The sequence below is a fragment of the Nitrospira sp. MA-1 genome, assembly GCA_032139905.1.
In the GTDB taxonomy this organism is placed as follows: domain Bacteria; phylum Nitrospirota; class Nitrospiria; order Nitrospirales; family UBA8639; genus Nitrospira_E.
This window is the reverse complement of the sequence record JAQJDB010000001.1, coordinates 1-12923: the sequence shown is the minus strand read 5'-3', so window position 1 is coordinate 12923 and position 12923 is coordinate 1. Positions and strand designations below refer to the sequence as shown.

General features: G+C 47.1%; 10 protein-coding genes. 4 read left to right on the top strand and 6 right to left on the bottom strand.

From position 1 onward, the window contains the following. Window positions 1-129: 129 nt before the first annotated feature. Window positions 130-687, top strand: a complete 558-nt coding sequence (locus tag PJI16_00050) for a hypothetical protein (protein MDT3775950.1) — start codon at window positions 130-132, stop codon at window positions 685-687. Window positions 688-850: 163 nt separating this feature from the next. After that, on the top strand, window positions 851-1864 hold the full coding sequence (gene ruvB / locus PJI16_00045; GenBank protein ID MDT3775949.1) for a Holliday junction branch migration DNA helicase RuvB: 1014 nt from the start codon (window positions 851-853) through the stop codon (window positions 1862-1864). An 859-nt stretch (window positions 1865-2723) separates the two neighbouring features. Here ruvB and PJI16_00040 read toward each other — a convergent pair. Then, window positions 2724-3245, bottom strand: a complete 522-nt coding sequence (locus PJI16_00040) for a hypothetical protein (protein ID MDT3775948.1) — start codon at window positions 3243-3245, stop codon at window positions 2724-2726. A 779-nt stretch (window positions 3246-4024) separates the two neighbouring features. Between PJI16_00040 and PJI16_00035 the strand changes: the two genes are divergently transcribed. Continuing rightward, window positions 4025-4951 (top strand): SUMF1/EgtB/PvdO family nonheme iron enzyme, encoded by a 927-nt coding sequence (locus PJI16_00035; protein ID MDT3775947.1) that lies wholly within the window; start codon window positions 4025-4027, stop codon window positions 4949-4951. Window positions 4952-5062: 111 nt separating this feature from the next. Here the strand turns inward: PJI16_00035 and PJI16_00030 are convergent, their stop codons facing one another. The 4 genes from PJI16_00030 to msrA form a co-directional block, all read right to left on the bottom strand. Then, complete coding sequence (locus tag PJI16_00030) at window positions 5063-6376, bottom strand: matrixin family metalloprotease (protein MDT3775946.1); 1314 nt, start codon at window positions 6374-6376, stop codon at window positions 5063-5065. Between the two features lie 112 nt (window positions 6377-6488). Then, window positions 6489-6929: a hypothetical protein gene (locus PJI16_00025; GenBank protein MDT3775945.1), complete on the bottom strand. Its 441-nt coding sequence runs from the start codon at window positions 6927-6929 to the stop codon at window positions 6489-6491. A gap of 375 nt (window positions 6930-7304) precedes the next feature. Beyond that, window positions 7305-8531 carry a hypothetical protein gene (locus tag PJI16_00020; GenBank protein ID MDT3775944.1) on the bottom strand — a complete coding sequence of 409 codons (1227 nt, stop codon included), beginning with the start codon at window positions 8529-8531 and terminating at the stop codon, window positions 7305-7307. A 371-nt stretch (window positions 8532-8902) separates the two neighbouring features. After that, window positions 8903-9469, bottom strand: a complete 567-nt coding sequence (gene msrA / locus PJI16_00015; GenBank protein ID MDT3775943.1) for a peptide-methionine (S)-S-oxide reductase MsrA — start codon at window positions 9467-9469, stop codon at window positions 8903-8905. A 624-nt stretch (window positions 9470-10093) separates the two neighbouring features. Between msrA and PJI16_00010 the strand changes: the two genes are divergently transcribed. After that, a complete protein-coding gene (locus PJI16_00010) occupies window positions 10094-11497 on the top strand; it encodes a hypothetical protein (protein ID MDT3775942.1) in 1404 nt (467 codons plus the stop codon). A 509-nt stretch (window positions 11498-12006) separates the two neighbouring features. Here PJI16_00010 and PJI16_00005 read toward each other — a convergent pair. Beyond that, a partial coding sequence (locus tag PJI16_00005; GenBank protein ID MDT3775941.1) for a VCBS repeat-containing protein occupies window positions 12007-12923 on the bottom strand: 917 nt, incomplete at its 5' end.

Sequence of the window (12923 nt, the reverse complement as noted above, 5' to 3'; positions counted from 1 at the left end):
TGAACAATGGAATTGACCCTTACACAAAAGGTCGGATACAATCTGGCAGGCTTTATGTATCTATTTTGAATAGACGGAATCGTATTCTTTTCCCCAACCTTACTTTCATTTCCCTTGATGAGGAATTTCATGAAGAATCTGAAAACAGCATGTATCTTGACTGCCACTATTATTCTGACGAGTCTTTTTTCGCTTGCTCCACCAGCATGGGCCGCCAAATACGAACTCACCCGAAACAGCATTGAGGATGCCAAGGATGTGGATGCCGGAGACATTTCCCTATTCCGCGTAAAACTCGGAGATGCTGAAGCTATCGCCGTTGAAGCCCTCGTGGAAGCAAGGATTTCTGGCGTTCGGGCAGAGCAAGAAGGTACCTTTATTCTTCTTTGGGACAAGGAAAATCCAACTGGTGCAATGGCAGGAGTCCGTATCACGGACGGGAAAGTAGATTTAATTTTTATAAACAATCGGTTTGCCCATAAAGTCCGTGGGATTTTCCGACACATCCTCGGGGCCAAATCCACAAAAGAAATCCGTGACCTGCTGGGACCAGAGGATTTCCCCAATGAAACACTAATGGGCGCCAAACTCTTGTATGAAAAGCAAGGGTTTCTCGTGAATTTCCTTGAACGGCAAGTAAATGTTGAATTCTGTCTTGGCTGTCAGGATCTATTTTCAGGATTCTAGGAACCCTGTTGGGGGCTGCAGTTTCATCTCACTTCCTAAGTCTCAATCTGCTTTCAATTTTTAAGTCATTTCCCAAAGGAGGAATTCGTCCTCCCTCTTCTGTTTTCCCAACGTCGTCAAGAATGCCGTTCTTTTAATTTTTCTGTTTAGACTGATTCCCTTTATGGACGACCGAATTCTTACCACCCATCTCATAGAAGAAGAGCAAGGCCTTGAGGGGACTCTTAGGCCTCAACGCTTAACGGAATATATCGGGCAGGAGCGGATGAAAGAATCGCTTCGGGTCTGTATTGACGCGGCGACGGGAAGAGGAGAAGCCTTAGACCATGCCATTTTCTATGGGCCTCCGGGATTGGGTAAAACCACCATCGCTCACATCATCGCCAAAGAAATGGGAGGCACGATTCGTTCTACCTCCGGGCTGGTGCTCACCCATGCGGGAGACCTAGCCGCCATTTTGGCTAATCTTCAACCACGGGATGTTCTGTTTATCGATGAAATTCATCGATTACCGCCAGCAGCCGAAGAGGTCTTATATCCCGCCATGGAGGACTACCAAATCGATTTGGTGATTGGACAGGGCCCCTCACTGCGCACCATGAAATTAGATCTCCCGCCTTTTACACTCATTGGAGCCACCACACGAGCGGGCTCACTCACCTCTCCTCTGCGAGAACGCTTTGGACTAGTTTATCGATTGGATTATTATTTACCTGAAGAGCTGCAGGTCATCATTGTGCGTTCCGCTAGACTGCTCGGCGTCCACATTGATGATGAGGGGGCAGGGGAAATTTCCTGCCGGGCTCGTGGGACTCCCCGTATTGCTAATCGGTTAATCAAGCGTGTGCGTGACTTCGCGGAAGTCAAAGCCCAAGGACGTATCACGAGATCGGTCGCACAGGAAGCTTTACAATGGCTAGGCGTCGACCATGCGGGCTTTGATGAAATGGACCGCAAAATACTATTGACCATAATTAAAAAATTCAAAGGGGGACCGGTTGGCATCGACGCCTTGGCTGCAGCGATCCAAGAAGAAAAATCCACCATAGAAGATGTGTACGAACCTTTTCTACTTCAATCCGGATATCTGGATCGAACGGCCCGAGGCCGACAAATCACCTCAAAAGCTTTGCAACATTTTGGAGAAAATCCTAATCTCTTTTCGATGGGGATCTGACCAGATCTTCCCTCCTACCTTTAATCTATACAACTTTCACTTTCACTTTCCCTCTCGCACGTTTGTAAAAAAATAACCGACCCCTCCCTCCCCTTCCTTTGCTGTATTGACGGTATCCGAAAAATGACCGGTATAGTAGGTAAAACTGACAAACAGGCCATGAGTCAGATGAAATGAATCTGTTCTGTCTTATCCATTTATACGAAAGTGAGGGGATTTCCTAATGAATATAGGCGCCTTATCATCAATTTATTTTTTTTACAGAAAGACCTCCCTATCATTGAAGTCTTTATCCCTGAGGAATGTCGTTTTTCTGGTCCTTTTCTGTTCCCTGAGCCTGGTAAACTCAGTCTCGGCAAATGAACTACATATCGAGTTTGGGAATTCCTGGGTGGAAGATGGCTACATTTTCCATGTGGACATTCAATTACCGCCCTACAATGTTTATTGTACAACATCTGGGAGAGGGTACATTGGCTTTAACGTGTATTATGAAGACACGAGAAGCCTGGAAGGAGAGTGGGCCTTTGGTATCGCTCCGTGGCCTGAGGGGCTTGCATCTGATTCCAAAGTGGGGTCACATATGACTGCTGTGGCTCCTCAAGTATATTGCACCAGTTTTTCCCCTTGTACAATTGAGAATATTCAAATCGTAAAGGCTTGGTGCCCACCACTAGAAGGAGAAAGTTTTTATGCACAATAAATCTGCACCATCCTTTGTCTTCCCAGAAACACCCATCTATTTTCATGCTACATAAAAACATTTAGTAAATACATTATAAGAAAACCTGTCTATTCCACAGCAGGAGTTACTCTATACATTAAGGGAAATTTAAAAAATTCTCAGTATTAGGGAAGGCTACCTTGCAGGCCCAACAGGCCGAGTTCCGGAATCCAGGATGGCTTCCACATCTTGCATTCCCATTTTCGCACGATCGACATATAATTGGTAGGCCAAGCCTTGGTAGGTTTCAATAATCCGTTGGTAGGTACCCAGGGCTTTGTTGTACCGTTGGGATTCCGAAAAGTAACGGGCCAAGGCTAACCAATTCTCCGCAGCTGTCTCTTTTGCTGTTTTGATAATTTTCCATTCCTGCGTTCTCTCACCCTGCCTCATCTGGCCCACACGACGGAGCAAGCGCTCTTCACTTCTTAGCGCCAGTTCCTCGATCTGTTCATTATCTGCCACAGCCTGGGCAGGCTGATGGGATTGCAAATGGCCATAGAACATTTCCACATGGCCTTTAATGACATCCGCCTGTTGCTGATACCTGTCTCCTGTGCATGCGGAAAGGGTACTTACCATGAGTAGGGCACAGAACATTTTCAACCAGACACGCCTCTTCATGCCAGAACCAGAATTGAAAATATCGTTGTTCATGTTTTCCTCGCAAATACAACAATGGTCACTTTATTTTTCCCCGCTCCAACAGGCATCCTCGATAGGATCTCGTCCGTAAAAATCAGCAAGTTTTACTATTTGGCGAAGACCACAAGACTCTCCACGTCTTACCCAGTTCAAACTTTGCCGGATGGATTGCCGCGATTATTGACGACTAAGGCTATGATTCGATCAGTCAACGCTTCTTTTACTCCTCATAAAATCTGCAACTCTCACTCCTGACTTTAAAAAATCAACCGGGGCGCAATGGCGGATGCCTGAAATGTACTCAGGTGATCGCCATAATACAGCCCAAATACAATGACCCCATCATCAGGATTTAATAAAGGTCATGCAGGAACATGTAAGCGGACTATTAACAACCCAATTAACAATAATGTTCGTTTATAAATACTTGATTTACGGGATTGTCGCGAGCCTTGATGCCGACGTGCGGACGACTTTCGCCATATTGCCAAGCCATCAAAATGCCTGGGGTATTGATTCCTATACGACTGATGCCTTGGCCTCTCCCATCGCAATTTCTGTCATGCTCGTATCTCACGCCTGCAGTTCACTACATTGCTTCCCTCCACAAGGATGAGCTGTGGTCATTGCCCGGATCTCTGATTGCCCTAACCCTGCTAACAGGGGAATTCTGAATCTTATCATCCCCCAAACTTTATCATCCTATTGCATCCCCGGCTATTGTCGGCTTGCTCCCAAAGTGCCCTTCACGTAGACTGACTTCCTTTCTGTCCTCAGAAACGACAAGAAACATGCTCCACATATTCTTCCTGCCGGTCACAGCAGTTCGACTCTCCCATTATCGTTTTTTGATTGCCTTCCTTGCCATAGGGCTTCTCTTTGGACTGTCCTGTTTGGCAATTGGAGAGACTCACCCACCTCCCGACGAAGTTGATGAGCATATTGCACATATCGCCGACTTGGCCAAACCCTCTCCACAAGTTCCGATTCCAGAAGGGATGTTTTTGATGGGAACCAATCGTCGAGACGATATTCGCCATAGCCTTGAAATGCATTATGATGACACAGAATTTCCTCAACGTCCCATTTGGGTAGATGGATTTTCCATGGATCGCTATGAAGTCAACTTAGGCGAATACTTGGCATTTCTACTCACAACCAACAGGCAGGTCTCTCAGGAATTACGGGAACTCATTTGGCACCTCCATAGCGTGCATTTCATCCCGGATCAGGCACTCGCTTCATGGCCGGCCCTCTACATCACATGGGAGGAAGCCAATGCATTTTGCGAACATCATAACAAGAGACTGCCGTCGGAAGCTGAATGGGAGAAAGCCGCAAGAGGGGAATCTGCCCGCATCTTTCCTTGGGGTGAGATGGACCCGACAGCGGACTTAGCCGTATTCGGGCAATACCACGTCCATGAAATTCCTCTGGTTGCTGCCGTGGATAGCTTCGAGGATGGCCAAAGTATTTATAAAGTATTGCATTTGGCTGGCAATATCGCGGAATGGGTTAATGATTGGCTGGGACCAGATTATTACCCCATCATGCCAGAAAAGAATCCGCCTGGTCCTAAAATGGGGCGCTATAAGGTTGTGCGCGGGGGCTCATGGAAAAGCCGGCCCGTTATGTTGCGTGCAGCGACTCGAGGAGGGGCCTTTCCAGAAGAACGTTCTGCGAACATCGGTTTCCGCTGTGCTCAGTCCCACCCCTAACACAGTTCATTTCCTCATCAATTTCCTAGAAGCCTGGTCAATCTAGATTTTCAACAGAATCAGGGCAGGGAGACAAAAGCCTCTCTGCCCTAAATCAAATTGAGTGCGCTATTAATGTGCTGGCGTATGAGTCACGGTAAGATTGAAATGCGCGGCTGAATATCCCCGCACCTTAACATGAACCGCAGTCCCGTTGGTTGGCACATCCAGGACGCACTTTTCTTCCGCACCCGACAGATAGGGACGGCAATCATAAGCAGTCGTTGTCGGATCCTGATTGAACCGAACATAGAGATCTGGATCACCAGGGTTTGCCTCTCCATGCATAACCACTTCCACTAATGTTCCCGGAACCACCCCAAAGGGACCATAGATTTGCTCTGCATTCTTGGCCACACTTTGTCCGACAACAGTTTCCGTTTTGGGTCCGCAGGCTATGGGCCCCGACGGTTCGTCGGGCCCCTGACAAATCGAGGCATCAATGGTGAATCCCTGCGCAGGGCCATACAAACACGCTGACCCATTATTATCGATGTTGGTCAGGGTCAACGCCCAATCCCCTTTGCCGTTACATTGCGGATAATGCATGACCGAGAAGGCATCGTAACTGGTTAACGGCCGCCAATTATTATCTTCGAAACACGCACCCGAATCCGGGCGGGTATGTTCATGCCGGAACCCAAGCGTATGTCCTAATTCATGCCGCAATATTCCTTGTAACGATAGCTTGCCATTTGGATCCAATTGAAATGAACTATTATCCACCAAGACATTTCGTGAGGAGCGTGGTTCATTGGGGAAAAAGGCTCGGGCCAGGTATTGGCCATTCACGTTAACCGGGCGCACATCAAAAACCACATTCTGGTTAGACGCCGTGCAAGAGTCATCCTCTCCCCCTACATAAATGAAATCAACCGCAGCCACCGCCTCCCATGCATTGCCGGCCGCCTCTATGTCGGATTTCATCTTCTCATAATTCGCGCCAAAAGTTTTACTGACACAGTAGGTCAGTTGTCGTTTTTCTACTGAATTCCAAACTGCGTCCTGACCATTGACTTGATGAACGGTTAATTTCGTTCGAACCCCTTCGCGAGAGTTGATCGACTCCTTTATCCTGGTTTCAAAAAATTCCTGTAGGAGTTTTTCATTGAGAATCGGTGTATCTCCATTCACAATATATTTCCCGCCTTCAAATGGTTCTTTATACGTCTGGGCTTTAAACTCCTCAAAGGGTTTGATGTTCCACTCGTCCCGTTTTTGTTTTGCGTTATCCGACAAAATTTGTTTGCCCTGGTCTGGTGAATTTTTTGGCCCATTGTCAACCACTGGCAGGCGAGTTGTATGGAGTTGTGAACAGGCGGCAAATCCGATGACCATTCCTACCGCCATGAATGCCCGCGTGAAATACCATCGATAACTTTTCATAATTCAGCTCCTTTGAATGTAATGATGAACCTCCCTGCTGATTAACACGGGAGCCTGGGAAACCATTAGATGGCATATACCGCAAAACAAATTCGTGGGGTATAGAATTTGGTCATGGGGAACACGGCTCAACTTTTACGTTGATCAAATCCACTCCCTGACCTAATAGCTGAATTTGTTCAATCATTGAATGAGCCGATTCCGTATCAGAAAATTCCGCGCAGAGCCTGGTCTCTCCTTCTATGCCAATACGTTGCTCAACCATCCGCCGGACCTCCCCGCGTTCCTGGGCAGACTTGAGAAGGGTGCGAGATTGGGCTAGCACTTCCCTGGCCTGATCAGGTACCCCTTTCCCGCGGGAAAGAGCATAAACAGAAATACTTTGTGGGGCAGGAGCCAGGGCTTCCGGAGGCTTAGCCTCTGCACATCCCTTGCTGCCCCCCATCATCATGACCCCCATCACCAACAGTGTCAGGACAAGTCTAAGAGACCCAATTGATCCGATTCGCCTAAAAGGAAACAGTCGAGCATCCTCCGATGGTGTGTATGTCATAACCTATTCCTTTCATAAAGCAAGACCTATTCCCATGATAATGCAGTATGACATACACGGGGGGCGAAGAAAAAACCTAGGGAATATCCAACGCGGATTCTTCTTTGCCGATCTGTCACCTTATCCTTGGCTATTTCTCCATTCTCCCTTTTCGATACACATTGTATCTAATTGGATAAAATCCCTAGTAACCAATTCATTCGGGGGCAATTTTCCTTTGGACCATTGGCTCTCAAAATTTCCGTATGCCTCATGACCAATTAAATAAATCTCGCCCTTATCCATTTTACTTGGACTGGCATGGACCACTAACCCGGAAGGAGGCAATCCCGTCTGAATGAAAGGGTTCTGAAGAAAATTCCAATTTCTAAAAACTTAAAGGAGGGCAGGAGCACGAGTCACCAAATGGTGCAACCTCGCCTGATGACTATCACAGGGCTCAGATCCCAAAGCGGACTCCTGAGTGACAACAATCGCTTCAGGGAGAAGTTCCCAATGACGCAAATCCGGACGTACGGTATTCTGAAACACTGTGGGAGCAACTTGCATTAACTGCGCGCCACCCAGAATGGACAAGGCACACAAATCATCGCTGCCTCTTCCTCCAAGTGACGCTGCACCCGCACAGCCACCAATAGCCACACCGACCCCCAGAGAAAAGGGCACTAATCCATAAACCACGCCGACAGGCAAACGAATCCAACTCTGAATGTTCAAAAGAGGGTGGTAAGCATGGTCATGCCTGTGCGCGATTTTTGCAAACCAACTTTCCGTTGAAAGACGTAGGCCCGTTTCAGAAACACACAACCCCTGAAAAGGCGGCTTGGGTTGAATCACAAAGTATCCATTCGGAGCGCCAAACAATTTGAAATCCCAATCGACCTCAGGAAAGCGACCAATCCCATAGACCTCCCACCGGGTGGTCGGACGAGCACCCTGATCCAGCCTGATCACCTGCTTTTGGGCAAACGATTGAAGAGCAGGAGGTACATGCAGAAGAAAAGAACTGGTGGGCTCCGCCAGCCTGAACCAATCGGTTCTGGCATCTCCTGGTTCACCCAGGACTTCCCATAGCACAGCGGAAAGCACAAGATTGACGGGGTCTTCCCCAAAATTATACAACGGGGCGAATAGTTCATGGTCCAATCGCCGTAATTCCACTTTGGCCTCCTCAACATGTCCCGACCTCAGATAACTCGCAGCAAACAAAACACTTAAATACGCCCGTTCATATGATTCCAATACATACTCCGTAAGTACCCCATCTGATAAAAAAACCCCGGCCATTTCCCGAGAAAAAGAAAAAGTCTTATCGCGAAAACCAGATTGGGCTTGTTCCGTGTACTCAATGACTGCGGCATCGCATTTTTGGGAAAAGGCCAGACTTAAGAGATTCAACACCTTAATCCGATTAGACCAATCAACGTTGGAACGAAGAATCCCACATTCATCCTTAAATGTTGTTTGTATCTCTTTCATCTGACAACCCAAAATAGACAGAGAAACCACCACTCCCACCCACCTCAACACAAACATCATCCGGCCCACACGGGTAAAGAGATATATTTTTTTCGATCCTGGATTACTGAAAGAGTTTTTCATAGATGCAATGCTTAGGCAGGAACAATGCAATCAAATCTTCATACAGTGATGGAATATATCAGACCACAACAGAAGATGTCGGACAGGAATCGTTTCTGTGGCAATGACGAGGGTGGAAGAACCCCGATCAAACAGCCCAACGAGAAAATGACATTTCCATCCCCTCTACCTCCTCCCCATTATCCCATAGAAGAAAATAACTAAAGAGTGGTTTTAGGACAAAACGACGAGGGGGGGGAGGAGTCTCATGGAGTTTTGGCAGTACTCTTGCGAAGAGTCCCCTGAATCAAAAGGCAGCCTAGCCCCCTTTCAGTCCCAAGACTATAAAACAATGTCCAGAAAGGGGGTGGGGCGGGATGACTACAAAAAGATTATGACTTTCCCCATAACTCTTCCAAACGCTGTGAACGACCACAATTCCATTTATAAAATTTATAGCGGACCGGATTCTTTTTATAAAAATCCTGATGATAGGCTTCAGCGGAGAAGAAGACCGAAACTGGAACAATCTCGGTCACAATTGGTTGGGGAAAGGACTTTGAACTTTCTAACGCCTTTTTGGATTCATCAATTAACATTTTTTGCCCTTCGTCATGGTAGAATATTGCGGTCCGATATTGATTACCATGATCACAGAACTGGGCATTCGGGGTTGTAGGATCAACATTATGCCAAAACACCTCCAATAAATGTTGATACGTGACCTTGGTAGGATCGTAGGTCACTTCAACGGATTCAGTATGACCCGTTCCTCCGGCCGAAACTTGTTCATATGTTGGATTGGACAACTGCCCTCCCGTATACCCTGAAACAACCGATACCACGCCATCAACTTTTTCATACACTTCTTCCATGCACCAGAAGCAACCTCCTGCAAATGTAGCCTTGGCATATTGACTTTCCTCGGCGGCAAGATTTCCATGATGGATGACTGTCATTCCCTCTATCAACAGTGCCACCAATCCTAGACTGAATAAATGAGATAGTACCCGCTTCATTAGTACCTCCAGATTTTCACCCCTTCGTTCAAGAATTATCGGCCTCTTAGTTAAGCAAAATATCTTTATTCCCATGAAGATAGGATTACTCCTTAGTCTCAATACACTGAATTGCGTTACATGGCCTGATTCCTAGTGAATGGCCACAGTCCTCACTTGTATCATTTTGGGTATCCTTTGTGACTTTTGGATACTGATATTCGATTATTTCAACACTTGCTCATCAGAAATAGGCACCGGAGTTACTGAGTTTCAGATGGGTCGGCTGCCTGCCAACACCTTATTTAGTTCTTATTTCACCACAATTCCTCTGTGGTTATAAACGCACAGGGAACCTGTGCTTGGAATCACGCAGATTCACTCAAGATTTTTCCACATAGGAAAATTCCTCCAGCTCCTGAGATTGTTACCATCGGGAATATTAGTAATGAGATCAACTCTTTTCTTTTTCTTCTGAAAAAAATTAACAATTATGGAGGAAATTTTTGCCCGTTTTGCACTACGGCATCTAGGTTGCTTACCGATAAGGAATAGGAGAAAAAATCATAAATAAGGGGGCAGGTGATGGTGCGGACTGTTCTCTGGTTGGTTGTTGGAAGTTTGCTTCTCCCATTCGTGAGTGGCTCAGCCTTTTCTGCGGATTCGATCCCGCTGGGTGATCGCCTAGGTCTGCGAACGGGCTCACATTCCAATGTATGTGGTTCCCCTACCTCTTCCTCATTAGGACGTTCTTCCCATTTTTTCTCTCAAAGCACTCCCTGTAATGAATCCACGGGTGAATATTCTCTCACTCGTTTCAACTTTACCCAAAAACGTGAACCTTTCAACCTTCAGGGCGCTCGAGATATACCTTCGCTTGCGAGGCAAGGTGGCAGTAATATTTATGAAGCATCAAATGTTATTCCTCTATTTCATGAAGCCCTGACCGCTGGAATCCAGATGGTGTATCGAGATCCATGGGAAACGGACAACTCCGCGACACCCTTTACCAACCGCATGGGAGCTCAAATCGTCCTCAAGGGGACAACAGGCAGCATGAAGTACCAGGCTCAGTATGGCTACTCCGGGCAAGAAACCGGGAACACTTCCATTACCACACCCAATGATCGTGTAGGAGGAAAACTGGCGTGGGAATGGAACCTTCCGTTCGTGACTCCCCAAATTGAACTCAGCCGATTCACGAGTAATGTGGAGGGAGATCTGTCTCGTTCTCAAACTGTCGCTAACCAGCAAAAATTTTCTTTGCTTCTGGCTCCTCCCAATTGGCCCAGCCTATCCCTTGGGTATGCCCGGCGGCAGACAGACATCTTTACTCGACCTGAGGGCCCTCTCTCCGATGCCATTACCACAGAATCCGTTTCGGCGAATCTGTCGTTTCTACACGGCGCGGGTAAAGGGGATTGGTCCTCGTATTATAAAACCTCTCAAAGTGAGTTTGTAGACAATGGATCGGAAGAAGAAATCGGAACAAGAATGAGTGGCACCTTGAATTTATTGGAGCCGGTCGATCTCACACCACAGTGGGGGTTTACTCGGCGAGTCAATTCCCGAGGGACTATGGCAAACGATCGCTTTTTTGCCAAGCTTGGTTCGAGCTTTCGAGTTTCCCCAACTTCGACTCTTAAACCGGGAGTTGAATTCGCCCGAGACCTAAATCGATATGCCGCTCTTCGTACTGACACGCTTGCCGCCAAACTTGGGTATGCTTACCTTGCTATGGATGACTCCCTGGATGTTTCCATTCTCGGGCAATATATTCTCAACCAACGCTCTAATACCCCTGTCAATCCTCAAATCTACGACGTTTCGCTGTTATTCAAAAAAGACGTGCGTGACTACTTGCATCTAAACCATCGCCAGCAAACTCTCAGCCTCAAAATCGCCCACAACCAGCAAATTAACACCTCTTCTTTTCAAACCCAATACTGCCAGACTTCCGCCATGTTGCTGGTGAGCATCATTCCCTGAGAACTCAGAACTTCCCTCTTTCCTCCAATCAACTTTGCCCCTGACTTTTCCGAAGCATAGACAGAACGTATTCGAAATCCAACCAGAAGAGAAAGATGGAGGGTTCAAAGTGGCCAGAACACTACTTACAGAATTTTCAAGGCTTCTTTAAAGGGAAAAGGGAGTTGGCCCAAAGCAACACGACCTCATACTCAAAGTCAGAATTTGGACATAGCAGGAAGAGAAAGCAAGCTTTGCCTGTAGCCATAGGAAATTCTCAATAGGAGAGGTCCGCTCTAATCAGCATGAAAATTCCCTGAATTTAACGAACTCACTGCTCATTACTCTTGTGTAATAGTTCTGCCTTTTCTCCTTACAATTTAGAGCAGCCTGGCCTGCCGATAAATGCAAGACGCTGGTGAAAGCATTCGTTTCGCCCTTATGAGTTCAGGGGCTGAAGCATTTCTTGTTGCATATACTTCGACACTCTTTGAAATTTGACGTGACTTGTGATGTTTTAACAACCCATCCTATTTTTGAATTTCCCAGTTCACCGGGGTACTGCCCGGAAACCCCACAGAATTGATTTTCAACCCATTCATCAGCCACACCGCAACCTTGCCATTCGTCCGATTTTGCAAGATCACGTCTCCCTTCCCATCGCCATCCGCATCACTCACCTGCTTAATTTCCCATTCGGGGGGTATACCTCCTATAAAACCTGACAAAGGTGTCATCGCCCCGTTCATTAGCCACACCGACACCATGCCACTTTTCTTATTACGCCAAATCACATCCCTCCTACTGTCTCCATTGACATCTCCAAGAATTTGAATTTCCCAATCCAGCGAAGTGCTTGCGGGAAATCCCACCGACGTAATGGTCAACCCATTCATTAACCAAACCGCCACTGTGCCATTCGTCCGATTCTGCCAAACCAGGTCGGCCTTGCCATCTCCATTGATATCACCCACCTGCTCTATTTCCCACACTGTGGGAGTGCCTCCAAGATATCCAACTGAGTTGATCGACAGCCCATCCATAAACCATACAGTCACCATTCCATTATCCGAATTTCGCCAGATCACATCCCCTTGGCCATCACCATTGACATCCCCAATTCCCTTTACTACCCATTCGCCTGAAACACCTCCGAGAAAGCCTGATGAGTGTATTTTCCCCTCCTTGATAAGCCAAATACCCACAACCCCACTTACGGTGTTCCGCCAAAGAATGTCTCCTTCACCATCACCATTGATATCTCCCACCTGCCTAATCTTCCAATCGGTTGAGGTACTTCCAGGGAAACCGACCGACATAATGGTCAACCCATTCATCCGCCAAACAGCCACTTCACCACTACTCGTATTGCGCCAAAGCACATTGGTAGTCGGGGGCGTAATATCGGGAGAAGGGCCGGTTGGCTGGACGATGACGGCATACATAC